Here is a 20353-nt window from a genome sequence, read left to right as displayed (position 1 = left end):
GATGAGGTGCTCGGTAGTTTACGGTGATGTGTTTGCCCGCCACGACATGGAGCACCACACCGAGTCCGGCGCCCGTCTCCGGACGGTGCTCTCCGGCGTCCCGGACGGGTTGAAGTGGCGCGACCCGGTCAGGGCGTCGGTTGCCGACCTCGAGCGGGTTCACCGCCCCCAGCACGTCCGGTGGATCCGTGAGTTTACGAGCGGAACCTACTACCTCGACGCGAACACCTACGTCACCGGCCAGTCCTTCGACGTGGCTTCCTACGCCGCCGGTTCGGCCTCGCTCGCGGTAGACCGGTCGCTCGATGGAGAACACTGTTTTGCCCTGGTGCGCCCGCCCGGCCACCACGCCGAGGCCGATCGGGCGATGGGGTTCTGCATCTTCAACAACGCCGCGGTGGCGGCGGCACGGGCGCTTGAATCCGTCGACCGCGTCGCGATCCTCGACTGGGACCTGCACCACGGGAACGGCACCCAGGCAATCTTTTACGGCAGCGACCGGGTGCTGTACTGCTCCGTCCACGAGGCGGACAGTTTTCCGAAGACCGGATGGGTGGACGAGGTCGGCGCCGGCCGGGGGCGGGGGTATACGCTCAACGCCCCGCTCCTGCCGGGTTCGACCATCGCCGACTACCTGGCCGTCTTCCGGGACGTCTTCATTCCCGCGATCAACCGCTTCAGACCCGACGTTCTGATCGTCTCGGCAGGCCAGGATCCCCTCTTCGACGACGAGCACGGCCGGATGCTGCTCGTTCCTTCGGACTTTCAGGTACTGACCGGCCTTTTGATCGACGAAATTGATATGCCCCTCTCCCTCGTCCTCGAAGGGGGATACGGGCCCAGCCATGGCGAAGCGATCCGGAACATCTTCGGTGCCCTGCAGGGGAGGCGTACCGACCTTGCGGGGGCGGAGACGGAGCCCGTCCGGCATGCGACGGATGAGATCGTCTCCATCCTGAAAAAAGTGCAGTTTTATTGATTTCGGGGAGCTTGCCGGCGCCGATCCTTATCGATATGCGAGACCTCGAACCCGGGGATGACGACCCTGACGACCGGCACCGGTGTCCGGGAGAGATCGCAGACGCAGACGCGGTCCGCGTGCTCGCCGACTTCCTGCAGGGTCCGCCTGATATCTTCGTCGAAGTACGGGGTGCTGTAATCGTGCAGATCCGCGATATCGACGGATTCTGCCTCGCAGAACCACATTTTGTTGATCCGCTTGAACCGGTCGTAGCCGACCTTCTGCATGAAGAGTTCGCGCTGCGGATCCGAACGGCCGCCCTGCAGGTAGCTCGCCCGGCTCTGCGCCACCTCGGTGACCGCACGGAGCGCGGCGATCTCGGGGCAGGTGTGCGTCCCCGAGCCCATGACGAGCATGGCGGGGTCGCGGGTGACGGTATCGTCCGCCGCCGCGGCAACCGTCGGGATCCCTGTCTTCCCCGCAAGCAGCCAGAGGTGCATCTCGATGCCGTTCTCCTCGAACCGGTCGATAACCTCCCGCGCCGGGCAGTCGTGCCCGATGACGAGGCGCCGACCGAGCGAGCGGCGCTCTTCGGCGATGCTTAAGTCAGCCCGTTCGATCACCTCGAGCATGCCGTGGAGGATCGCCTCTTCGAGGACGTTCCCGGAGGCAAGCCCGTTCGTATCGCTCCGGAAGATCGGCGTCGTCATGCCGAGGGTGTCGTAGGGGTGGAAGACGGCGTTGCTCGGGAGGTAGACCTCTTCGTCGTTCAGGATGTCCCACCCGGGAGTCCAGTGGATCTTCTCATGCTGCCCGATCCGGCGCGGGATGAGGAGGTCTTCGGGGTCGACCGCCCGGTGAATGCCCATCTCCCCGTAGGTCGCGTAATCCATGCGGTCGCCGCGGTACTCGCCACAGTAGCGTTCGAGCGCCTCCATCATGGCGGAGACCTCCGCGTGGATAGGCTCCTTCCCTTTCCCTGCATGCACCCTGACCGATCCCGGAGCGGCATTCGGCCGGGAGGCGGAGTAGACCGGGATGCCGAGCCGGTCGAGGTGGGTGATATCGACGACCTCGGTGACCCCTGCCTGATCCATCAGCGGGGCGATATCGGCGTATGTCTCCTCGGGGGATTTGAACCGGTGCGTACCGTCGAAGTAGCGCTTCTGAACCTGCCGGATGGTGCACTTCATTGGTACAGATCAGGCAAGGGGATCATTTATAGTTTAGCAGATTAGATCCTACCGTATGAAGGTTGACGAGGTTGCAGTCGGTATTCCGGTGCGGTATCCCCGGACGGGGACGTCGGGTACCGTCCTCGCGCTCGCGGAGATAGACGGCAGACAGTACGCCGAGCTCGACAGCACCCATCTCTTCTACCTGGTGGACGAGCTCGTTGTCATCGGGCAGGCGGGTCCCGTCGAGCGGAGACACGAAGAAGAGCGGAATATCGATACGTTCGTCGAGCAGGAAAAAGAGTTTGCGGAGAGGCTCAAAGAGGCCTGGGTGACCACCGACCAGAGCTGCGAAGGAGGCGGTTAATCGGCGATCGGAATCGTCGTCAGCTTGACCGATTCCACTCCTTTCTGCGACATCAGTTTCTCGGCGATATTTTTGAGTTCCGTTCCGTCGCCCCGGATCAGGATGACTTCCAGGCATTTGTTATGCGTCACGTGCGAGTGGAGCGAAGCCTGGATGATCCCCGCGTAGTCGTGCTGGATCTCGGTGAGCGTCTGCAGGAGTCCCCGCTGGTCGTGGTCGTAGACCATGGTGATGACGCCCTGGCGTTCGCCCTTGACATCGGAGATCCACTGGTAGTGCGTGATATAACTCCGAATTGAATCCCGTATCCCCTCCGAACGGGACGAATATCCCCGAAGGGTCAGAATTTCATCGAATTTGTCAAGCAGGTTCTTCGGAAGCGAGATCCCGATTCGTGATAGTTCTGCATCACCTGTCATACTCGTGTTCACTGTTGTATTACTCGTACGCAATGTTTAAACTTTCCCTCGTTTCGGCAAGATTTTTCATACGAAGTATGTTTCCTCTCGCGTTGTTGTATGGAGTAGATCAGGAAAACGTGTAATTCATAAAAGGGAGCGATTCGATAACCATCACTGATTATGTATAAGTAGTGTCACCATATATAGAGTAAGGAGGTTCGAGTACTTTTGCGTGATGTACACATTCCGGGTGTCAATATTGGGCTTGTAGGTCATGTCGATCACGGCAAGACCACGCTTGTCAGTTCATTGACGGGAGTCTGGACGGACAGGCATAGTGAAGAGATCAAGCGAGGTATCTCCATCCGACTCGGGTATGCCGACGCCACATTTTACCGGTGCGAGGGGTGCGAGGGCTTTGATGCCTATGTGAGCACCCCGGAGTGCCCGAAGTGCGGGTCGAAGGTAGAGGCGTTCCGGACAGTCTCTTTCGTGGATGCACCCGGCCACGAGACGCTGATGGCGACGATGCTCTCCGGTTCGGCACTCATGGACGGAGCGATGCTCGTTATCGCCGCTAACGAGGCCTGTCCCCAGCCCCAGACGAAAGAGCACCTGATGGCGCTTGAACTGATCGGGATACAGAATATCGTCATCGTCCAGAATAAGATCGATGTCGTCTCCCAGACCGAGGCGGTGGCGCACTACCAGCAGATAAAAGAGTTCGTGAGGGGCACCATCGCGGAGAACGCTCCGATCATCCCGGTCTCGGCACAGAAGGGGATCAATATCGGCGCCCTGATCCAGGCTCTCGACGAGACGATCCCCGAACCCGAGCGGAACCCCGATGACGAACCGATCATGCTCATCGCACGGTCGTTCGATATCAACAAACCCGGCTGCAGCTGGCGGGATGTGAAGGGCGGCGTTATCGGCGGGTCGCTGACCCGGGGTATTCTCAAAGAGGGCGACGATATCGAGATCCGGCCCGGCCGGCAGCTCCAGGTCGAGAACCGGACGAAGTGGGAACCGATAACGACGAAGGTCACCTCCATCAACGCCGGTTCTATCAAGGTCACCGAGGCGACGCCGGGCGGGTTGCTTGGTCTCGCGACGAAACTCGATCCGTCTCTCACGAAGAGCGACACGCTTGCGGGACAGGTGGCCGGGCACGTCGATAAACTGCCTCCCGTCTGGGAGAGGATGAAGTTCGAGGTGACGCTGATGGACCGCGTCGTCGGTTCCGACAGCGAGCAGCTCATCGAACCGCTGAAGCATAAAGAACCGCTCATGCTCTCCGTCGGCACGGCGGTGACCGTCGGTGTCGTGGTGAACACGAAGAAAGACACGATCGAGGTTCTGCTCAAGCGGCCGGTCTGTGCGGAGATCGGTGCACGCATTGCCATCAGCCGGCAGGTAGGGGGACGATGGCGGTTGATCGGCATGGGAGTCCTGACCGAGTGAAAGTACTGCTGGACGCCAACGCCCTGATGATGCCGGGACAGTTTGGCATCGACATCTATGACGAGCTCCGCATGCTTGTCGGAGATTATGACGCGGTTACGCTCGAAGATGTGGTCGCCGAGCTCTCGGGCCTCGCCCGGGGCCGCGGGAAAGACGCTGCCGCCGCACGTATCGGCCTTGCCATGGCAGGCCGTTCGACGATCGTCCCGAGCATGAGCGACCGCCGGTACGTCGACGAACGGATGGTCGAGTATGCCGAGCGGGAAGGTTGCATCGTTGTCACCAACGACAGAAATCTCAGAAAGACCCTGCTCCGCCTGGGTATCGCCGTCGTTACGATGAGAAAACAGAAGACGCTGGAATTGATCCGGGGATAGATAACATGTATTTCAAAATGACGCTGGAGGATAAGGTTCGGGTTCCCCCGAGCCGCCTCGGTGAGGATCTTGAGAAAGTTATCCTGAATGTGCTGCAGGAGCAGCTCGAAGGAAGCATTACAAAAGAGATCGGCATCTACATTGCCGTCACGAAGATACTGAACGTCGGCCAGGGAGAACTGATCCCCGGGGACGGGGCGGTATACTACGACGTCCGGTTCGAAGCGCTGGTGCTCCGCCTCGCCCTGCAGGAGGTCATCGAGGGGCAGGTCGTCGAGACGACCAGTTTCGGTGCGTTCGTGAGCCTCGGGCCTATCGACGCGATGCTGCACGTGAGCCAGATCTCCGACGACTACATCAGTTACGACGAGAAGAACGCCCGCCTGATCTGCCAGGAGTCGAAACGCTACATCGCGGTCGGCGACGGTGTCCGGGCACGTATCGTGGCACTTTCGCTGAACGAGCGGGAGCCCCGGGAGAGCAAGATCGGCCTCACCATGCGGCAGTCCGGGCTTGGCACCGAGAAGTGGCTGGAAGAGGAGCTCGAGCGGGAGAAGGAGCGGAGTGGTGCCCATGGCGGTGCGTAAGGCCAAAAAGCAGCTGCGGGTCTGCAGGGAGTGTCACCGGGTCGTCGACGGCGAGGCCTGCGTGATCTGCGGAACGTCCAATTTAAGCGAAGACTGGGCTGGTTACCTGGTGATCATCGATCCCGAGCACTCGGAGATCGCAAAGAAGATGAAGATCACCATGGCCGGACGGTACGCCCTGAAGGTCCGCTGATGTACAGGCTTCCGGACGAGCATCGGGATTGTTTCAAAAAGCCCTTCGGTGTCCTCTATCCCGACATCGCAGGCCTTCTCCCCGCGCTTGAAGGCCGGAAGATCTACGTCGTCGGGGATGTCGTCACGCAGAACCTCGTGAAACTGGGCATCACCCCCGACGTTGCCGTTATCGACGGGTTTACGATGCGGACACCCGTCACCCGGTCGCCTCTCCTCCGGAGCCGGAGGGTGGGCGCCTGGAACCCTGCAGGGATGATAACCGGCGAGCTCATTACGGCGATCGAGGAAGCGGTCGCCGATCCGCCACGGCTCATTGTCGTCGACGGCGAGGAAGACCTCGGGGTGATCCCGATGGTGATCGCGGCTCCGATCGGTTCGGCCGTTCTCTACGGCCAGCCCGGAGAGGGCGTCGTCCTGCGCATCGTCGATGCGAAGGCGAAAGAAGAGGCGGCATCCCTGCTCCGCCTCTTCGTCACCGGATGAGCCGGTGAGCCCTATGTTTTAAATAAATATGTCTACAATATTTGAGGGATACCGATGGAGTTTGAATTCACACGTGATGCGAGGAACGAACTGTTAAACCGGCGGGAGCTTGCGTTTACCCTTACCTACGAAGGCGCAACCCCGTCCCGGAAGATTATCCTCGAGAAGATTGCCGCGCTCCAGAACAAGAACGAGAACCTGGTCGTGATCGATTCGTTAAAGACCCGTTTCGGGAAGATGGAAGCGACCGGCGTTGCCCGGATCTACGACTCCGAAGAGAGCAAGCTGCAGACCGAACGCGAGTACCTGCTCAAGCGGGGAGCCGCCGCCGGCGAGAGTGAGGCCTGAATATGGCGAAGCGTTCAGCGTGCTACACGGTCGAGGGCGACCGCGCAGTCCTGCAGAAGCGGCACTGCCCCCGGTGCGGCCCCGGCGTTCTGATGGCGGCGCACCCTGACCGCAGCGCCTGCGGCAAGTGCGGCTATACCGAATTTAACAAGTAGATACCAGAGAGGCTCGGTCTCCAGGAACAACGTGTGAACCTTTTCACCGGGTCTGGCGATTGAATAACCAGTCTTTCATAAGTAATCCATAGGAGCAATCGGCCGTTTCATGCCTGAATTAAAGCCGCCGGTCGGCGAGGTGCTGGGACTTGAAGGCACAGCATGGAACCTCAGCGCCGCTGTTTTTGGAGACGACCTCGTCGCGCTCCACTCGTCACCGTACGCTCCTCCCACCGGAGGGATTCATCCCCGCGAGGCGGCGCAGCACCATGCCTCCGTGATGCGGGAGGTGATCGCCCGCGTCCTGCCTGCCGCTGAAAACCTGCAGGCGATAGCGTTCTCGCAGGGGCCGGGGCTCGGGCCGTGCCTGCGCACCGTTGCGACCGCGGCCCGGGCGCTTTCGCTCGCCCTCGACCTGCCGCTCGTCGGCGTGAACCACTGCGTGGCGCACGTCGAGATCGGGCGGTGGGCGACCGGGTTTGACGACCCGATCGTCCTCTACGCGAGCGGGGCGAATACCCAGGTGCTCGGGTACCTGAACGGCAGGTACCGGATCTTCGGCGAGACGCTCGATATCGGGATCGGGAACGCCCTCGATAAGTTCGCCCGGAGCCACGGCCTTCCGCACCCCGGCGGGCCGGTGGTCGAACGGTTCGCCCGGGACGGGAACTATATCGAACTCCCGTATACGGTCAAAGGGATGGACCTCGCGTTCTCCGGTCTCATCAGTGCGGCGCAGGAGAGCAAGGCGCCGATCGAGGACGTCTGCCACGGGCTGCAGGAGACGGGGTTCGCGATGTGCGTCGAGGTGACGGAGCGGGCGCTCGCCCACGCCGGGAAGGACGAGGTGCTCCTCGTCGGCGGGGTCGGTGCGAATAGCCGTCTCCAGGAGATGCTGCGCGAGATGTGCGAAGACCGCGGTGCCCGCTTCGCGGTGCCTGAGCGGACGTACCTCGGCGATAACGGGGCGATGATCGCCTATACCGGCAGGGTGATGCTCGAGCACGGCGCCCTGCTCCCGATCGAGGAGTCGCAGGTCCGGCCCGGCTACCGCGCCGACGAGGTGCCGGTCGTCTGGCGTTCCGAGCCCGGCGAGGCCGTCCGGGGGCTCACGCTCGAAGGCGGCCCCCTCCGCGGGGCTGAGGCGGTCGTCGAGGTGCAGGGCGGCGACGTCGCCAAGCGCCGGGTCAGCAAGCGCTACCGGAACGAGCTCCTCGATCGAAGGCTGATTACCGAACGGACGCGTGCCGAGGCGCGGCTTATTGCGGCAGCCCGGCGGGCGGGGGTGCGGACGCCAGTCATCCGGGATGTCACCGCCGATACCATCGTGATGGAGCGGGTCGAGGGCGACGTGCTGAAGTACGCGATGAGCGAAGAGACGCTCCGGCTCGCCGGGGTCGCCGTCGGCAGGCTTCACGGCGCCGGGATCATCCACGGCGATCTCACGACGAGCAATATGATTTTCGAAGATAACCGGTGCGTGCTGATCGATTTCGGGCTCGCCCACGTCTCGGCCGAGCTTGAGAGCCGCGGCGTCGATCTGCACGTCCTCTTCCAGACGCTCGAGAGCACGACCGACGAGCACGAGGAACTGAAAGCGGCCTTCGCTCGGGGGTATGCAGGAGTCTTTCCTGGTGCCGGCGAGGTGCTCGCCCGCGAGCGCGAGGTGGAGCTCCGGGGGCGGTACCTCTGAAGCTTGCGGTGGTGACGAGCAACCCGCACAAGGCACGCGAGGTCGCCGCGTCCTTTGCAGGGCTGCTTGAGGCCGAGCACGTCCCGCTCGAGTGCCCGGAGTACCGCGCCGACGATGTCGGGGAGATCGCCCGCGAGAAGGCGCGGTATGCCTTCGAGGTTCTGCGCCGCCCGCTGATCGTCGACGATACGGCATTCTGTGTCGACGCTCTCCGGGGGTTCCCTGGGCCGTATGCCGCCTACGTCGCCGGCACTATCGGCAATGCCGGGATTCTGAAGCTGATGGCGGGCGAAGCCGACCGGAACGCGCACTTCGAGACGGCGATCGCGTATGCGGACGAGCGGGGGATCCGGATCTTCCGCGGGGTGCTCCCGGGCACCATCGTCGAGCCGCGCGGGGATGCGGGGTTCGGCTACGATCCTATCTTCGAGTACGAAGGCCGGACGCTCGCCGAGATCCCGCTCGCCGAGAAGAGCCGGATCTCGCACCGGGCGCGGGCGCTCGCTCTGTTCAGCGAGTGGCTGGCAGGCACGCTCGCCGGATAGGCCGGCATACCGACAGAACTGTTAAAAGTTCAGAGAACGAATAGTAGTAAACTGACAAGTGGTGTTTGATTCATGGCACGATTCGCTGAAGCAGAAGCACGGTTACTCAATGTAAAGATCTGCATGAAATGCAATGCACGGAACGCAATCCGCGCAACCCGTTGCCGCAAGTGCGGATACGAGAACCTCCGGGCAAAGTCGAAAGAGCGGAAGGCATAATCCCTGACGCCCGGTAGACGCCGGAGAGCCGGAACGATACGGAAAATAAGGACAGGCCTCCCCGGATTCTTCTCCGTGGATCAGCCACTCTCTTTTTCGAGCCTTTGCGGGAGCGTCACGCACTGTAGAACGTGACTTTCTTCCCTTTCTCGCTGTACTCGCCCTGGTAGGTCTCGATGTTGCGCTTGTAGCCGAGCCGGTCGACAAACCCGAGTTCGCGCAGCCGCTCGCGCACCCGCATGACGTCCGCCTCGTCCCGCCAGTCGGCGGTGTAGACGTAGATGACCGTCCGGTTGTCGCGGGCGTCGGGGTTCTCTTTTGCGGTGCTGACCCGCGCCGAGGTGCCGAGCCGTCCGGCGGCGGTCTCGTTCCGGACGCGCCGCCACGCCTCGTCCGCGTCGGCCGGTTCGGCGAAGATGAGCCATTTGCCGCCGAGTTCGTCGTCGACAGGGCTGCATCCGGCGTTCGGGGCGTCCTCGACGATCCAGTACATCTGCGTGGTCTTGGAGGGCGTGACGCCTTCCCCGGCGAGGAGGAGCTCGTATATGGCTTCGGTCGAACCGAACCGGCTCGTCAGTGCACCGGCGAGCTCGGGGTAGTCCTCGGCGAACCCGGCGAAGATCGCCTCGAGGTCGGCGCGGAACTCCTGCCCGCTCTCGACCCGTTCGAAGAGCGGTGCTCCCGCGTGAGAGAGCTCGCGGTTGAGGACGATCTCGAAGATCCCGTAGGCCAGGTCGGCGAAGGTTGCCGCTTCATCAGTCCCGGTGGTCATGGTAGCCTCCGGTTATCTCCCGAGCCGTTCTGCGACGAGCCCGGCGGCGAACTCTCCCGAGAGCAGCATGCCGCCGAAGATCGGCCCCATCCGGTTCTCGCCGGCGACGGCGTTCGCGGCCATGCCGGTGACGACGAGACCCGGGTAGATCTCGCGGGTGTGCCGGATGATGTTGGTTTCGGCTCTGCCCGCCCACATGAACCCCTCGCCCTTCACCGCGAGGTCGGTGCCTTTCGCCTCGACGAGACGGGCGACGACCGCGTCGTGGCCGGTGGCGTCGATCGTATACGAGCAGGCGAGCGTGAAGGGGTCGACGTGCAGTCCCGCCATCTCGACGGGCGTCCAGTTGATGACAAGGCCGCTCACCCGCCCGTCGCCCTTGACCATGACGTCCTCGACGGTGGTGAGGTTGAAGAACTCGACGCCGGCGCTGCAGGCCGCGGCGGTCAGTTTCGAGACGGCTTCGACGGAGCTCGCGACGTAGTAGCCGGGGGCGTGCTCGCGGTAGGCGATGCCGAACCGGTCGAGCAGCCGCCGGGCCTCTTCCTGGACGACGATCCGGGGGAACATCATGCCCCCGCCCCACATCCCGCCGCCGATACTGAGTTTCTTCTCGATGAGCGCACACTTGATGCCCCGCTCACCGAGGAGTGCGGCGCAGGCAAGGCCGGAAGGGCCGCCGCCGACGATTGCAACGTCCATCTCCATGTACTCGAGGAGCACCCTGCTCTGCTCCTGTACGATGGCTCTGCTGATTGTCACTTCATCAAGGTCCATCCGGATTTCCTCGCTTATCTGTTGACGCTGTCTCCTAATAATGCCAGTGGCGCGGATACGCCCCGGCGGCTCTCGGGGTGAGCATTTCCGTCCGTTTCCGGATTCATGGGCGGATGTATTAATATGCCTCCCGTCTAACAGTAGCTCGATATGAAATGGACCCGTGACTTTGGGCTGACCGCACGAATGGCGCTGACGTCGTTCCTGCTGCTCATCGTCTATCTGATCTTCCTGGGCGTCTTATCCGCTCTAGGATTCAGCTTCGAGTTCCTCCTGATCGTCGCGGCCGGGATGGCGTTTGCCCAGTACTTCTTCTCCGACAAGCTCGTGCTCTGGAGTACGGGCACCCGCATCGTCGAGGAGGACGAGTACCCCGACCTCCACCGGTCGGTGCGGCGTCTCGCGACCGAGGCGGGCCTGCCGATGCCGAAGATCGGGATTATGGCATCCCCCGTCCCGAACGCGTTCGCGACCGGGCGGAACTACAACAACGCCGTGGTTGCGGTGACGGACTCGATCATGCGCATCCTCTCGAAAGAGGAGCTCGAGGCCGTGCTCGCCCACGAACTCTCCCACGTCAAGAACCGGGATATGCTGACCCTGACGCTCGCGAGTTTCATCTCGATGCTTGCGTTCCTGGTGATGCGCAACTGGTTCTTCATCGGGCTCTTCGGCCGGCGCGACAACAACGCCGGGGCGCTGATCGTCGTCTTCATCGCGTCGATCCTGGTCTGGGTTATGAGCACGCTCCTTATACGGGCGCTCTCCCGCTACCGGGAGTTCGCGGCCGACCGGGGCAGCGCCTACATGACCGGGAACCCGCGGGCGCTGATCTCGGCGCTCCAGAAGATAAGCGGCAGGATGGACTACGTCCCCGCCGAGAAGAAGCAGGAGGTGGAGGGTGCGAACGCGTTCTTCATCATCCCCGCTCTCTCGGGGAACACCCTGATGGAGCTCTTCTCCACCCACCCGTCGCTCGAGAAGCGCGTTGCCGCCCTCGAGGCGCTCGAGTCGGAGGTCCGGGGGTACTAATCCACCCCGGAACCCTTCCGATAATCTCAACCTTTATTATCCGGCACCGACAAACTACGTAGGCACGTTGTGCAGCGCATCGATGGTCTAGTGGTATGACTTTGGCCTTCCAAGCCAATAGCCCGGGTTCAATTCCCGGTCGATGCATCAGGGCTCGTGGTCTAGCTGGTCATGACGTCGCCTTCACACGGCGAAGATCCTGAGTTCGAATCTCAGCGAGCCCATGGGTTTTTGCGTTCTTTTTGCGATTACGTTCCGATTTTCCGTTTTCGGGTAGTAACCCTATCAGTACAATCGGCACTGGAGTCGGGAGCAGCCTGAAACAGCGAGCGGCCAGGTTGAAGTCGGCCATATTTGCTACGCTGGCATGCACAATGAGAACCGCGAGTGATAGGATGCGTGGTGGAACAAGCCCTCCTCCGCCGTGGAAACTCCGTTTGCCTGGAAGCCTTCCGGGAGAGACGGCAAAGCCGCTCCGTACTCCCGGTGCATTAAAGTACCCCCCGACAAACCGATCAGGTAGCATATGGCACCCGTAACGGACGGCGACACCCTGCTCCTGCACTTCACCAGCACCCGCCCCGACGGCGAGATCTTCGAGGATACGCGGTCGGGCGAGCCGGTCCGGGTTACCCTCGGAGCGAAGCAGATCAATCCCCTCTTTGAGGAGGCGCTGATCGGCAGAGAGCCGGGCGAGACGGTGGCCGTGGTGCTGCCCCGGAGAAGGCCTACGGGAAGTTCCGGCGGAAATTCGTGGTCACGATAAAACGCAGAAAGCTTAAACTCGACCACGAACCGGTTCCCGGCGAGTTCATCACCGTTGAGGTGCTGGGAAAACCCTGCCGGGTAACCGTACTCGACGTGGACGACAAAAGCGTCACCGTTGATGGAAATCACCCCCTTGCGGGAGAGACGGTTACCTACGCGATCACGATCGAGGGGATCCTCTCCCGTATCGACTAGATCCCGGGCCTGCGCCTGATCGCACCTGCGGGGGAACCGTTTTAGAGGATTGAAAGCGGCGTGAATATCGGCGTCTTCGGATCGACCGGCCGGGGCTTTGCAGAGGTCAGAGCGACAAGAACCAACTCCCGAAGGTTCCCCTCTCGATGAACCCGGCAGTCTATCCCTCCTCCCACCCGACCGCCCCGTCGCAACCTTTATCCCTCCCCCGGCAGTCTGTAATCCTGTCGGGAAGCATATCCCGACCCGCAGATCGCACCGGGGGAAACCATGACGAAGATATTCTCCTTCAATCCGGGCCAGGTGACGTACCACCGCATCTCTACAGACGAGCAGGGCGACTCGCACTTCGACAGCGTGACGGTAAAGCAGCGTCTTGTGCAGGCAGCGCCGCCCGCTGCCCCGTTCTATGTCTCCGAGGATAAGCCCGCGTCGAAGTACCGCTTCTACACCTTCGAGCCCGGCTGGGTCGGCGAACTGCACCCGGCTCCCGCCCGGCAGTTCCTCGCCCTCCTCTCGGGCGAGGTGGAGATGGAGACGACGGACGGCGAGGTCAGGCGGTTCGTGCCCGGCGACCTCGTCCTCCTCGAGGACACCTCGGGCAGGGGTCACGTGACGAGGAACATCGGCGACGGCTACGCCACGTACCTCGTCGTCCCCGCCCCTCCGGCCTGAGATCGCACCGGGGATAACCGTCTCCCCATCCCCCTTTCTTATGTTGTAGCCGGTCGATCGGTACTGCGGTGATAAACGGAGCCAGGCATGGTGCAGGAAGGTTTCACGAGAACCCATCGGATGGCAGGACGAGCTGCGGCTCTGGGTGTCTCCTTCCTCCTGATCGCATACCTGATTACGCTGATTCTCGGTTTTCTCTCGCTCGCGTCGCCGCAGGATCCGATCGGCGATCCGTACTTCTCTATCCTGGAATCGCTCATCGTCGTCATCGCGCCACTGATGGTCGTTGTCATGGTCGCCGTGCATGCGTATGCGTCCCCTGAGGCCGGGATGTATAGCCTCACGGCGCTGGCGTTCATGATCCTCATGGCGGGTATCACCTCCAGCGTCCACTTCGTTATCCTCACGGTAAGCCACCTGATCGAGTCCGCAGGATTCCCGTGGGGTTCGCTCTTCTTCTCGTTTACGTGGCCGTCAGTAGCCTATGCACTGGACATCCTTGCGTGGGACATCTTCTTTGCCCTCGCCATGCTCTTTGCCGCGCCTGTCTTCAAGAGAGGTCGATTGGAGAGGACGGTCCGGGTGCTTATGATCGTCAGCGGCGTACTGAGCCTCGCGGGACTTGTCGGTGTCCCCCTTGCCGACATGAATCTCCGTAATATTGGCATCATCGGCTACGCCGGTGTCTCCATAGTCGTGTTTCTCCTGCTGGGAGTAGTCTTCGGGCGTGCCCGCCGGGTGCCGGGAGAACAGCGGTGATGGGAACCATACCCTACCCCTCCTCTGCGACCTCATGGAAACAACCGGGCATGGTGTGATTCCCGCCGTCAAAAATGAAGAGATGGGGTTTTCGCTCTCCCCATCCCGGTTCCGCTCACCCTAACTCTCCGGGCCGAACTTTATCGCCCGGTCGTACACGACCTCCGCGTAGGACGGCCCGGTCGCTGTGGCATTCTCCAGGTACAGCCTCCACGCGATAAAGATCGGCTGATCCGGCTCGATGCCGTAACCTCCGACGCCTGATGGAACCGCGAAGCAGTTCTGCTCTCCCTCGCAGTTCCTCGCTATCTTGTAGACGTAGAGGTACTGTGCGTTCGGGTTGTCCGGGAGGTACTCTTCAGCCGTTCCGGTGAAGTCCACGTCGGTGATCGATCCAACGCCGTTCCAGATGTCCGCACCGTAGAGGGCGAAGTTCGCGTACGTCGCCTTCCCGGTGGCTACGTGGTTGACTCCGTAGACGATGATGAACTCGTCCGTGCCGTTCCCGAGGGTGATCGGGGGCTGCTGCAGGAAGTCATAGTACTGCGTGGTGTCGAAGAACGGCGGCGTCGGCACATCGGCAGTCTGGTTTGCGGACCATAAGTACACTGCATCGTTGGTCGGGCCGACGGCGTCGACCCCCCGCTGGATAGCATCGCTCCCTATCGGGACTCCCCGAGCCGTCGGCAGCTCCGTAGCGCTCAGGTTGCCGTATCGCTCGAGGATAGCGTCCCTGAGGTCGTCGAGGTCGTCCGTGAGGTCGAACTCCGTCTCCCCGGTTCCGCGGACCCGGAGAGTCGGATACGGATACGGGTCGGGCTCCGTCGTGTTCTTCGGCGTCACGCGGAAGACGGTCGCCGGGGTGTCATTGGTGTACCCGGCGCCGGCCTGCTGATCCGCAAAGAGAGCCGGACGGATGTATACGGCGAAGGTATCGGAGTCGTTCTCAACGCCGAGATTCAGCACGGATGCGGGGAACACCTGCGTGTTCATCATGCCGTCCGGGTATCCCGCCGATCTCGCGGCGGTGCGGATACGCTCGTCGATTCCCCGATCGGCCGTAGAGACGATCATCGTCGTCCGGTTGTACGGGTCCCCCTGCGGGCCGTCCGTGTTGATGACCAGGTTGTTCAGCGTATCGGCGATGTTGGCAAAGATCCACCGCTGCTCGCCGTCATACGTCCTGCCTATGAGATAGTGATCGTAGCTGAAGTACCGGCACTCCGGCGGTGTTTTTCCGACGAAGACGACGGCCTCGTCGGGACCGAGGTTCCAGAAGGACGATGCGTTCCCGCTCATACCGAGCGCCCGTGCAATAGTTGCTATCCGTTCGTCCATCGCACGGCCCGGGGCCGGCGGAACGAAATAGATCAGGTACTTCGTGGCGGGATTGTTGCCGTACGCGGACGGCAGCACGCCCGCCTCATAGAGCTTAATGAAATCAAAGGATCCGACCTCGCCTTCCTGTACGGTGAAGCCGTCCTGTTCCAGCGCCTGCCGGAACGCATCCACGTCGCCCGGTGTTTCGTTCTGCGCAAGGGCAGGGCTTACGAACACGGCTACTATCAGTGCGAGTATTATATAACGTCTCAAATACTTCCCCTCCTTTGCGATTGCAATACCCTTTGCACGAGAAAAACCTTTGCCTGGATACTTCCGCCTGCCCTGCGAGTGCATCGTATCCTCAATGTTTACAGTGATCCTTCTCTTGTTCCGGGTTGAATCCGATCGTCACGGAGGAGAGCAGATGCACGGTTACCGATGCCCGGGTTTCGTCCGGTGTCACCTCCGGTCTATCGGTAACAGCCGGAACACGTCCGTCACCCGGGGACGGAGGGGAGAAGGGGAAACCCCGCATCTGTGAGAGCGTCGGAATTCGCTTCTGCCACGCTGCCGTAGAGAATCTCCCTCCTCCTTCGTCATTATCGCTTTTAACTCCCTTTAAGGGTGCAGATCCAGTACACTACCTTTATCTGGTTCGCTCTCGCATGCTGGAATGCCCAAACGCGGGGAAGAGGTGAATGATGCTCTTTATTGCACTGGCGAAGTTCAAACAGAAGCTGACCGACGAGATTGTTGCCGAGAACCTGAAGGATATTGAGACCGATACGGAAGGAGGGGTTCGCTACCTCGGCATCTACTGGACGCTCGGGAGGTACGATACCGTCGTGCTCTTCGAAGCCCCGGACGAGAAAGCAGCGATGGAGATGGCTCTCCGGCGGCTCGACCGGATGGAGATCGAGACGCTCGTCGCCCTACCGGCGGACGCAGCGAGCCCGAAAGGGCCGGCGTGATCCGGGTGGGTGACGAGGTCTTACATGCACTTCCAGGGAATGCCCCGGAACGCGGGGGAGGATAGAGGCGGGATGGCTGCCATGCCTGTCCCCGAACACTCCTCCGGCATCATTCCCGATCTTTGAAAAGATACGTAAACCAGTAAAAGAACGCAAAAAACCCCATAAGGCCAAGATACGCGGCATCCCCCGTGATGGTGAAGGCGATGATGCCAAAGATACCGATGAACCCTACGAATCCCAGGTAGCCCAGGTTCCTGTCTGGTCGTTCCACGTAGTTGGGGTTGGTTGTAACCGTATATAATTCCGGGGCTCTCGCACGCTCCCGCGAGGTGCGGATGAACATGAACTGTTGCAGTATGCCGGTTTCCACGGTTGCATGAAAGAATGCGCAGAAGTAGGATTCTCGAAACAAAAATCCTGCCTGCTTCCCGGGGCTGTACCGTACGGCTACGATGATAAAACTGCATGCACTCCGCACCTCCGATAGTATTATGGTAGCCCAATCGTATCGGGCACGCACTCTGAAAGGGTAGCAGGGATTGTTCGGGAGAATGATTTCCCCTATTTTTTATTGCGACAGGAATCCGCAGAGTAGACGGTCGTAACGGAGGGTGAGACGAATGGCCCGGTTTTACATGAGGTGGCATCTGAATCCGCTGGCAGCGCCTACCGATCAGGAGGAGCTGGCGAAGCTCTGGATGCGGATGCTTGAGATGGTAAAGGCAGACCTGAAAGAAGGTAGATTAACCGACTGGGGCTCGTGCAGTGACGCGAGCGCAGGCTACGCGTTTGCTGAGACAGATGAAAAATCTCTGTACGCTGCAGTACTAAAATGGATACCCTACGTCGTCTTCGATATCAAGCCGGTACTGACCGTTGACGAGTGTATTGAATGTATCCAACGGGCGGCGCCGGGGAAGTAACTCTGTTTCTTCACCCTTTTTTCTGTCGTTCAGACGTTCACCCAGAGAGGCGTTGCCCTTCAGAACGAACCCGGACTCCGAGGGACGTACAGGCGGGATGGTTGCCGGCTCACCCCGCCGCCGGAAGGTTTTCAGGCCGTAAATCCTGAAATGCGGGCAGCCATCCCTCTCTTCGACCGGCAGACGACCCCCGGGTTTCAGCGCTCCGAAGAGATCCTGGAGTGTTGCTTCCCGGGCCGGGATCTCGCCGAGCCCTATGCGGAGAACCGGACATTCGTGAGGCCTGCTCTGCGTGCCTGCCGCTCCGCCTCGTGCAGCATCGCTTCCTGCATATCGATCGCCGTCACCTCACCGCCGGAGCCGCACCCCGCATCCAGCACCGTCATGCCGGGGCAGATCTGATACGGAGGACGCATGGAGAACGTGGTTATAGACGGTATCACGCTTGAGTACGAGGTAACGGGCAGCGGTGAGCCCGCGCTCTTCATTCACGGTGCTCTCATCGCGGATTCTTTCCGACCGCTGTTGTCCGAGCCGGTTCTCGCCGTCCTCGGGAGCGAAAGCAACGCCCTCTGGGAACGTTTCGGGGAGACGCACCGGCTGCTTCTGGAGTGGTTCCCGGATGTCCGGGTTTTTATCCTCCCGGGCGCTGCGCACGGGATGCAGATGCAGAACGTCGGCGGCATGGCCGGGGCGCTCGCCGACTTCTGGGTACGCCACCCGGTTCGGCCCGGAGCGTAAGCGAAATGTCCTGAACCGGGACCATGCTCTTCCCGTGCGGGACGTGATCCGGATACGTTCAGTCCTCGAAGGTGAACTCCGCCGCCCAGTCGAATCCCCAATTGTCTTCGTACCACTGCGGCCAGTGAGCGGACCAGGCAGGCACTCTCACCTCCCGGATACGCTCGGTTGCCGGTAAGTAGGGCTTGATGTCCAGCACCGGCGTCCCGTCGTCGGCATCGATGAACGGAACTTCGATGATCCCGGCGGCGGTATCGATCCCGAGAACCGGAACCGTTGATAGGGCAATCGGGTTCGGCCGGACCGGCGACCGGGTGGCGAAGATCCCGATCGTATCCGGGCCTTTTGTGTACGGCTTTCTGCATACGGTCTCGCTCCGGAGCTCTTCGGTGGCAACCTGATCGGCCCACCAGAGCACGAGTATATGGCCAAACCCGTCGAGGCCGGCGAGGGCAGGCCGGAACGGTTCGGCGATCTCGATCGAGTACGATTCCCCGCCGGCGTGGACGACGCCTACCGGTTTTACGCAGAATTCTCGTGTATCCATATCGGTACTCCTCCTCTCTTGCACGCCGGCGGGTGAAAAGCAGATTCGCCCTTCTGATATGCCGTCGCCGCGATCGGATCAATGGTGGGCGTCGCAGGAGAAAAAGGCCATGAGTCTGCCCCGGGGCAGGGATGCGGCAGGTACCCGATCCCTGTGCACCCCGCTCTTCGATACGGGACGCTGGAGAGAGCGTCGATCCCGAAGGTTGGCAGCGGCCGCCCGAAAAGATCAGGTTTATCTCGTATCGGGCTTCACCCAACCAGTATGAACGGAAAAATCGTCCTCTGTGCACTTATTCTCCTCATCGCGGTGCTGATCTCCGGCTGCACGACCACCACCTCCCAGGCGAACACTGTTGCTGCCGCTGCCGGGACGCCGGACCTCATCGGGAACTGGACCGGCACCATGGTAGGCTACGAGTATGGAATGGGCTACACCGACTTCTCCGGGTATACCATCACGATGAGCGTCACCGAACAGAACGACCGGATCTTCTCGGGAGAGATCTTCTTCACGAACGAGACCGGTTCCCCGGTCTGGGAGACCGCTCCCTGCGCCGGAGTGATCGGCCGCGACGGTAAGACGATCCGGTTGATCGAATACGGCGGCGGGTCTTCTTCGGGCACCCTCATCGCTCCCGACGAGATGGAACTCGTCTACTCGGACGGATCCGATCCCTTCAGCATCGCCATCAACGTGCTGAAACGGAGTTGAGGCCGACCTTTCCCCTTTTCTTGTAAACAACCGCTCCGGCCGGAGATGCTCCGGATAGGGCAGAGCGTGACGAAGGCGTCCCTCCGGGATTTCAGCCCCGATGAGGCCGCGTCCGCAATGGCCTCCTTCAGGACGATCTCGTTGAACGCCGCCGCGCTCTGAAAGGGGGCAATCCCTCTCTCCCGTTCTGCATCCTCCACCGGTTCTCTTTTCCGATAGCGTTTGCATTACCTCTGAAGATATCCCGGGCGAATCGGGAGAGAACGGAATTGCCTCGCGTGCAATCCAGTCACCGGGCGCTCTGTGTGTGGGACGGGGCATGGATTGTAGTGTCACCCTTGCAGGGCAAAGGTGGCGCCCCTCCCCGATGGGGGGGCTCGACCAGCCGGTAACGGTCGGACCTCAGGATCACGGAAGTGCCGCGGGGAAACCGGGATGAGCATCTGTCGGTTCCGTTCCCTGTCTTGGCGGAGGCGCGATCCCACCGGCCGCACGGTCATGTTGTCGCCGGGACAGAACTGTTTCCCCGGGCAATGGTGTGCCCATTCTCGTCTCAAGAGTTATATACCGGAAGAGGGATCTGTTGCCTGATCCGGTCGCGATCCTACCGAGGTGGAATAATGGCGAAAGTTGCACGTGAAATGGTGGAGAAAGCAGGCGTCGACGTCGAGAAACTCCTCGAGCTGCTCGTAAAGAATGCATCGGCCGAACTGACCACGTACTACTACTATACGATTCTCCGTTTCAACCTGATCGGGCTTGAAGGAGAGGGGGTAAAAGAGATCGCCGAGACGGCACGCATCGAAGATCGCAACCACTTCGAGGCGCTTGTTCCCCGCATTTATGAACTGGACGGCAAACTCCCCGAGAATATGGTGGAGTTCCACGACATCTCCGCCTGCAAGCCTGCGCGGTTACCGGAGAACCCGCGAGACGTTATGGCGATACTTACGGTGCTGGTGAACGCGGAGCGGTGTGCCGTGCGGGGGTATACGGAGATCTGCAACCTGACCGCCGGCAAAGACCACCGCACCTACGACCTTTCGCTCGCTATTCTCAACGAGGAGATCGAGCACGAGTCCTGGTTCTCGGAGTTTCTCGGAGAAGGGCCTTCAGGTCATTTCCTGCGGAGAGGAGAGACGTCGCCTTTTGTCTCGAAGTTCCTTCGCTAAGAGGAGGGCGG

The 20353-nt window shown here is 61.3% G+C and carries 30 protein-coding genes and 2 tRNA genes; 24 read left to right on the top strand and 8 right to left on the bottom strand.

Going from position 1 to position 20353, the window contains the following annotated elements:
* Position 1 precedes the first annotated feature (1 nt).
* Positions 2 to 979, top strand: a complete 978-nt coding sequence (locus tag ABH15_RS00265; RefSeq protein ID WP_128692371.1) for a histone deacetylase family protein — start codon at positions 2 to 4, stop codon at positions 977 to 979.
* Here ABH15_RS00265 and ABH15_RS00260 read toward each other — a convergent pair.
* Complete coding sequence (locus ABH15_RS00260) at positions 973 to 2154, bottom strand: YcaO-related McrA-glycine thioamidation protein (protein ID WP_128692370.1); 1182 nt, start codon at positions 2152 to 2154, stop codon at positions 973 to 975. The two genes, ABH15_RS00265 and ABH15_RS00260, sit on opposite strands and share 7 nt — an antisense overlap.
* A gap of 55 nt (positions 2155 to 2209) precedes the next feature.
* On the opposite strand from ABH15_RS00260, the gene ABH15_RS00255 reads away from it, so the two are divergent.
* Entirely contained in the window at positions 2210 to 2503 is a 294-nt protein-coding gene (locus ABH15_RS00255) for a DUF2098 domain-containing protein (protein WP_128692369.1), read from the top strand.
* Here ABH15_RS00255 and nikR read toward each other — a convergent pair.
* Positions 2500 to 2922: a nickel-responsive transcriptional regulator NikR gene (gene nikR / locus ABH15_RS00250; protein WP_128692368.1), complete on the bottom strand. Its 423-nt coding sequence runs from the start codon at positions 2920 to 2922 to the stop codon at positions 2500 to 2502. The two genes, ABH15_RS00255 and nikR, sit on opposite strands and share 4 nt — an antisense overlap.
* Positions 2923 to 3132: 210 nt before the next feature.
* Here nikR and ABH15_RS00245 point away from each other — a divergent pair, with 210 nt between their 5' ends.
* From ABH15_RS00245 to ABH15_RS00200, 10 genes are all read left to right on the top strand, one after another.
* On the top strand, positions 3133 to 4368 hold the full coding sequence (locus ABH15_RS00245; RefSeq protein ID WP_128692367.1) for a translation initiation factor IF-2 subunit gamma: 1236 nt from the start codon (positions 3133 to 3135) through the stop codon (positions 4366 to 4368).
* Complete coding sequence (locus ABH15_RS00240; protein WP_241647950.1) at positions 4365 to 4745, top strand: type II toxin-antitoxin system VapC family toxin; 381 nt, start codon at positions 4365 to 4367, stop codon at positions 4743 to 4745. Before ABH15_RS00245 ends, ABH15_RS00240 begins: the two co-directional genes overlap by 4 nt.
* 5 nt (positions 4746 to 4750) lie before the next feature.
* Entirely contained in the window at positions 4751 to 5332 is a 582-nt protein-coding gene (locus ABH15_RS00235) for a DNA-directed RNA polymerase (RefSeq protein WP_128692365.1), read from the top strand.
* On the top strand, positions 5319 to 5525 hold the full coding sequence (gene spt4, locus ABH15_RS00230) for a transcription elongation factor subunit Spt4 (protein WP_128692364.1): 207 nt from the start codon (positions 5319 to 5321) through the stop codon (positions 5523 to 5525). Before ABH15_RS00235 ends, spt4 begins: the two co-directional genes overlap by 14 nt.
* Positions 5525 to 6010, top strand: coding sequence for a GTP-dependent dephospho-CoA kinase family protein (locus ABH15_RS00225; RefSeq protein ID WP_128692363.1), 486 nt, complete (start codon positions 5525 to 5527; stop codon positions 6008 to 6010). The genes spt4 and ABH15_RS00225 overlap by 1 nt, the downstream gene beginning before the upstream one ends.
* 54 nt (positions 6011 to 6064) lie before the next feature.
* Positions 6065 to 6358 (top strand): 30S ribosomal protein S24e, encoded by a 294-nt coding sequence (locus tag ABH15_RS00220; protein WP_128692362.1) that lies wholly within the window; start codon positions 6065 to 6067, stop codon positions 6356 to 6358.
* 2 nt (positions 6359 to 6360) lie between these two features.
* Entirely contained in the window at positions 6361 to 6513 is a 153-nt protein-coding gene (locus ABH15_RS00215) for a 30S ribosomal protein S27ae (RefSeq protein WP_128692361.1), read from the top strand.
* 109 nt (positions 6514 to 6622) lie between these two features.
* Positions 6623 to 8206, top strand: a complete 1584-nt coding sequence (locus tag ABH15_RS00210) for a bifunctional N(6)-L-threonylcarbamoyladenine synthase/serine/threonine protein kinase (RefSeq protein ID WP_128692360.1) — start codon at positions 6623 to 6625, stop codon at positions 8204 to 8206.
* Positions 8203 to 8751, top strand: a complete 549-nt coding sequence (gene rdgB / locus ABH15_RS00205) for an RdgB/HAM1 family non-canonical purine NTP pyrophosphatase (RefSeq protein ID WP_128692359.1) — start codon at positions 8203 to 8205, stop codon at positions 8749 to 8751. Before ABH15_RS00210 ends, rdgB begins: the two co-directional genes overlap by 4 nt.
* A gap of 72 nt (positions 8752 to 8823) precedes the next feature.
* A complete protein-coding gene (locus tag ABH15_RS00200; protein ID WP_128692358.1) occupies positions 8824 to 8970 on the top strand; it encodes a 50S ribosomal protein L40e in 147 nt (48 codons plus the stop codon).
* A gap of 115 nt (positions 8971 to 9085) precedes the next feature.
* Here the strand turns inward: ABH15_RS00200 and ABH15_RS00195 are convergent, their stop codons facing one another.
* Positions 9086 to 9742, bottom strand: a complete 657-nt coding sequence (locus tag ABH15_RS00195; protein WP_128692357.1) for a putative phosphothreonine lyase domain-containing protein — start codon at positions 9740 to 9742, stop codon at positions 9086 to 9088.
* Between the two features lie 12 nt (positions 9743 to 9754).
* The gene (locus ABH15_RS00190) at positions 9755 to 10519 is read right to left on the bottom strand and encodes a sulfide-dependent adenosine diphosphate thiazole synthase (RefSeq protein ID WP_128692356.1); all 765 of its coding nucleotides are present in this window, start codon (positions 10517 to 10519) and stop codon (positions 9755 to 9757) included.
* 150 nt (positions 10520 to 10669) lie between these two features.
* Between ABH15_RS00190 and htpX the strand changes: the two genes are divergently transcribed.
* The 7 genes from htpX (at position 10670) to ABH15_RS00160 (ending at position 13948) form a co-directional block, all read left to right on the top strand.
* Positions 10670 to 11551: a zinc metalloprotease HtpX gene (gene htpX / locus ABH15_RS00185; protein ID WP_128692355.1), complete on the top strand. Its 882-nt coding sequence runs from the start codon at positions 10670 to 10672 to the stop codon at positions 11549 to 11551.
* A 76-nt stretch (positions 11552 to 11627) separates the two neighbouring features.
* Positions 11628 to 11698 (top strand) — tRNA-Gly (locus ABH15_RS00180).
* A 3-nt stretch (positions 11699 to 11701) separates the two neighbouring features.
* A tRNA-Val gene (locus ABH15_RS00175) sits at positions 11702 to 11775 on the top strand.
* A gap of 302 nt (positions 11776 to 12077) precedes the next feature.
* Positions 12078 to 12317 carry an FKBP-type peptidyl-prolyl cis-trans isomerase gene (locus tag ABH15_RS13915; RefSeq protein ID WP_241647949.1) on the top strand — a complete coding sequence of 80 codons (240 nt, stop codon included), beginning with the start codon at positions 12078 to 12080 and terminating at the stop codon, positions 12315 to 12317.
* Positions 12305 to 12514, top strand: coding sequence for a hypothetical protein (locus tag ABH15_RS13910; protein WP_241647948.1), 210 nt, complete (start codon positions 12305 to 12307; stop codon positions 12512 to 12514). Before ABH15_RS13915 ends, ABH15_RS13910 begins: the two co-directional genes overlap by 13 nt.
* Before the next feature lie 270 nt (positions 12515 to 12784).
* Entirely contained in the window at positions 12785 to 13189 is a 405-nt protein-coding gene (locus tag ABH15_RS00165) for a cupin domain-containing protein (protein WP_128692354.1), read from the top strand.
* A gap of 87 nt (positions 13190 to 13276) precedes the next feature.
* The gene (locus ABH15_RS00160) at positions 13277 to 13948 is read left to right on the top strand and encodes a hypothetical protein (RefSeq protein WP_128692353.1); all 672 of its coding nucleotides are present in this window, start codon (positions 13277 to 13279) and stop codon (positions 13946 to 13948) included.
* A 120-nt stretch (positions 13949 to 14068) separates the two neighbouring features.
* Here ABH15_RS00160 and ABH15_RS00155 read toward each other — a convergent pair whose 3' ends face one another.
* On the bottom strand, positions 14069 to 15541 hold the full coding sequence (locus ABH15_RS00155; RefSeq protein ID WP_128692352.1) for a hypothetical protein: 1473 nt from the start codon (positions 15539 to 15541) through the stop codon (positions 14069 to 14071).
* 428 nt (positions 15542 to 15969) lie between these two features.
* Here ABH15_RS00155 and ABH15_RS00150 point away from each other — a divergent pair, with 428 nt between their 5' ends.
* The gene (locus ABH15_RS00150) at positions 15970 to 16242 is read left to right on the top strand and encodes a GYD domain-containing protein (protein ID WP_241647947.1); all 273 of its coding nucleotides are present in this window, start codon (positions 15970 to 15972) and stop codon (positions 16240 to 16242) included.
* A 109-nt stretch (positions 16243 to 16351) separates the two neighbouring features.
* Here the strand turns inward: ABH15_RS00150 and ABH15_RS13540 are convergent, their stop codons facing one another.
* A complete protein-coding gene (locus ABH15_RS13540; protein WP_164913589.1) occupies positions 16352 to 16516 on the bottom strand; it encodes a hypothetical protein in 165 nt (54 codons plus the stop codon).
* Between the two features lie 349 nt (positions 16517 to 16865).
* Here ABH15_RS13540 and ABH15_RS00145 point away from each other — a divergent pair, with 349 nt between their 5' ends.
* Complete coding sequence (locus ABH15_RS00145; RefSeq protein WP_128692351.1) at positions 16866 to 17168, top strand: DUF3303 domain-containing protein; 303 nt, start codon at positions 16866 to 16868, stop codon at positions 17166 to 17168.
* A 254-nt stretch (positions 17169 to 17422) separates the two neighbouring features.
* On the opposite strand, the gene ABH15_RS00140 is transcribed toward ABH15_RS00145, so the two are convergent.
* Positions 17423 to 17584 (bottom strand): class I SAM-dependent methyltransferase, encoded by a 162-nt coding sequence (locus ABH15_RS00140; RefSeq protein WP_164913588.1) that lies wholly within the window; start codon positions 17582 to 17584, stop codon positions 17423 to 17425.
* On the opposite strand from ABH15_RS00140, the gene ABH15_RS00135 reads away from it, so the two are divergent.
* The gene (locus tag ABH15_RS00135) at positions 17583 to 17909 is read left to right on the top strand and encodes an alpha/beta fold hydrolase (protein WP_164913587.1); all 327 of its coding nucleotides are present in this window, start codon (positions 17583 to 17585) and stop codon (positions 17907 to 17909) included. The genes ABH15_RS00140 and ABH15_RS00135 overlap by 2 nt on opposite strands.
* Before the next feature lie 58 nt (positions 17910 to 17967).
* On the opposite strand, the gene ABH15_RS00130 is transcribed toward ABH15_RS00135, so the two are convergent.
* Positions 17968 to 18456, bottom strand: coding sequence for an SAM-dependent methyltransferase (locus tag ABH15_RS00130; RefSeq protein ID WP_128692348.1), 489 nt, complete (start codon positions 18454 to 18456; stop codon positions 17968 to 17970).
* Positions 18457 to 18720: 264 nt separating this feature from the next.
* On the opposite strand from ABH15_RS00130, the gene ABH15_RS00125 reads away from it, so the two are divergent.
* Both ABH15_RS00125 and dps read left to right on the top strand, forming a co-directional pair.
* Complete coding sequence (locus ABH15_RS00125) at positions 18721 to 19170, top strand: hypothetical protein (RefSeq protein WP_128692347.1); 450 nt, start codon at positions 18721 to 18723, stop codon at positions 19168 to 19170.
* A gap of 620 nt (positions 19171 to 19790) precedes the next feature.
* Entirely contained in the window at positions 19791 to 20342 is a 552-nt protein-coding gene (gene dps, locus ABH15_RS00120; protein WP_128692346.1) for a DNA protection during starvation protein, read from the top strand.
* Positions 20343 to 20353: the final 11 nt, after the last annotated feature.

This window comes from Methanoculleus taiwanensis, assembly GCF_004102725.1.
Lineage (GTDB): Archaea > Halobacteriota > Methanomicrobia > Methanomicrobiales > Methanoculleaceae > Methanoculleus_A > Methanoculleus_A taiwanensis.
This window is presented reverse-complemented; position numbering and strand designations above follow the sequence as displayed.

Excerpts from the sequence above, each read along its gene's own strand:
- ABH15_RS00265 (WP_128692371.1), top strand. The coding sequence starts at position 2 with ATGAGGTGCTCGGTAGTTTACGGTGATGTGTTTGCCCGCCACGACATG.
- ABH15_RS00260 (WP_128692370.1), bottom strand. The coding sequence starts at position 2,154 with ATGAAGTGCACCATCCGGCAGGTTCAGAAGCGCTACTTCGACGGTACG.
- ABH15_RS00255 (WP_128692369.1), top strand. The coding sequence starts at position 2,210 with ATGAAGGTTGACGAGGTTGCAGTCGGTATTCCGGTGCGGTATCCCCGG.
- nikR (WP_128692368.1), bottom strand. The coding sequence starts at position 2,922 with ATGACAGGTGATGCAGAACTATCACGAATCGGGATCTCGCTTCCGAAG.
- ABH15_RS00235 (WP_128692365.1), top strand. The coding sequence starts at position 4,751 with ATGTATTTCAAAATGACGCTGGAGGATAAGGTTCGGGTTCCCCCGAGC.
- spt4 (WP_128692364.1), top strand. The coding sequence starts at position 5,319 with ATGGCGGTGCGTAAGGCCAAAAAGCAGCTGCGGGTCTGCAGGGAGTGT.
- ABH15_RS00225 (WP_128692363.1), top strand. The coding sequence starts at position 5,525 with ATGTACAGGCTTCCGGACGAGCATCGGGATTGTTTCAAAAAGCCCTTC.
- ABH15_RS00220 (WP_128692362.1), top strand. The coding sequence starts at position 6,065 with ATGGAGTTTGAATTCACACGTGATGCGAGGAACGAACTGTTAAACCGG.
- ABH15_RS00215 (WP_128692361.1), top strand. The coding sequence starts at position 6,361 with ATGGCGAAGCGTTCAGCGTGCTACACGGTCGAGGGCGACCGCGCAGTC.
- ABH15_RS00210 (WP_128692360.1), top strand. The coding sequence starts at position 6,623 with ATGCCTGAATTAAAGCCGCCGGTCGGCGAGGTGCTGGGACTTGAAGGC.
- ABH15_RS00200 (WP_128692358.1), top strand. The coding sequence starts at position 8,824 with ATGGCACGATTCGCTGAAGCAGAAGCACGGTTACTCAATGTAAAGATC.
- ABH15_RS00195 (WP_128692357.1), bottom strand. The coding sequence starts at position 9,742 with ATGACCACCGGGACTGATGAAGCGGCAACCTTCGCCGACCTGGCCTAC.
- ABH15_RS00190 (WP_128692356.1), bottom strand. The coding sequence starts at position 10,519 with ATGGACCTTGATGAAGTGACAATCAGCAGAGCCATCGTACAGGAGCAG.
- htpX (WP_128692355.1), top strand. The coding sequence starts at position 10,670 with ATGAAATGGACCCGTGACTTTGGGCTGACCGCACGAATGGCGCTGACG.
- ABH15_RS13915 (WP_241647949.1), top strand. The coding sequence starts at position 12,078 with ATGGCACCCGTAACGGACGGCGACACCCTGCTCCTGCACTTCACCAGC.
- ABH15_RS00165 (WP_128692354.1), top strand. The coding sequence starts at position 12,785 with ATGACGAAGATATTCTCCTTCAATCCGGGCCAGGTGACGTACCACCGC.
- ABH15_RS00160 (WP_128692353.1), top strand. The coding sequence starts at position 13,277 with ATGGTGCAGGAAGGTTTCACGAGAACCCATCGGATGGCAGGACGAGCT.
- ABH15_RS00150 (WP_241647947.1), top strand. The coding sequence starts at position 15,970 with ATGATGCTCTTTATTGCACTGGCGAAGTTCAAACAGAAGCTGACCGAC.
- ABH15_RS00145 (WP_128692351.1), top strand. The coding sequence starts at position 16,866 with ATGGCCCGGTTTTACATGAGGTGGCATCTGAATCCGCTGGCAGCGCCT.
- ABH15_RS00135 (WP_164913587.1), top strand. The coding sequence starts at position 17,583 with ATGGAGAACGTGGTTATAGACGGTATCACGCTTGAGTACGAGGTAACG.
- ABH15_RS00140 (WP_164913588.1), bottom strand. The coding sequence starts at position 17,584 with ATGCGTCCTCCGTATCAGATCTGCCCCGGCATGACGGTGCTGGATGCG.
- ABH15_RS00130 (WP_128692348.1), bottom strand. The coding sequence starts at position 18,456 with ATGGATACACGAGAATTCTGCGTAAAACCGGTAGGCGTCGTCCACGCC.
- ABH15_RS00125 (WP_128692347.1), top strand. The coding sequence starts at position 18,721 with ATGAACGGAAAAATCGTCCTCTGTGCACTTATTCTCCTCATCGCGGTG.
- dps (WP_128692346.1), top strand. The coding sequence starts at position 19,791 with ATGGCGAAAGTTGCACGTGAAATGGTGGAGAAAGCAGGCGTCGACGTC.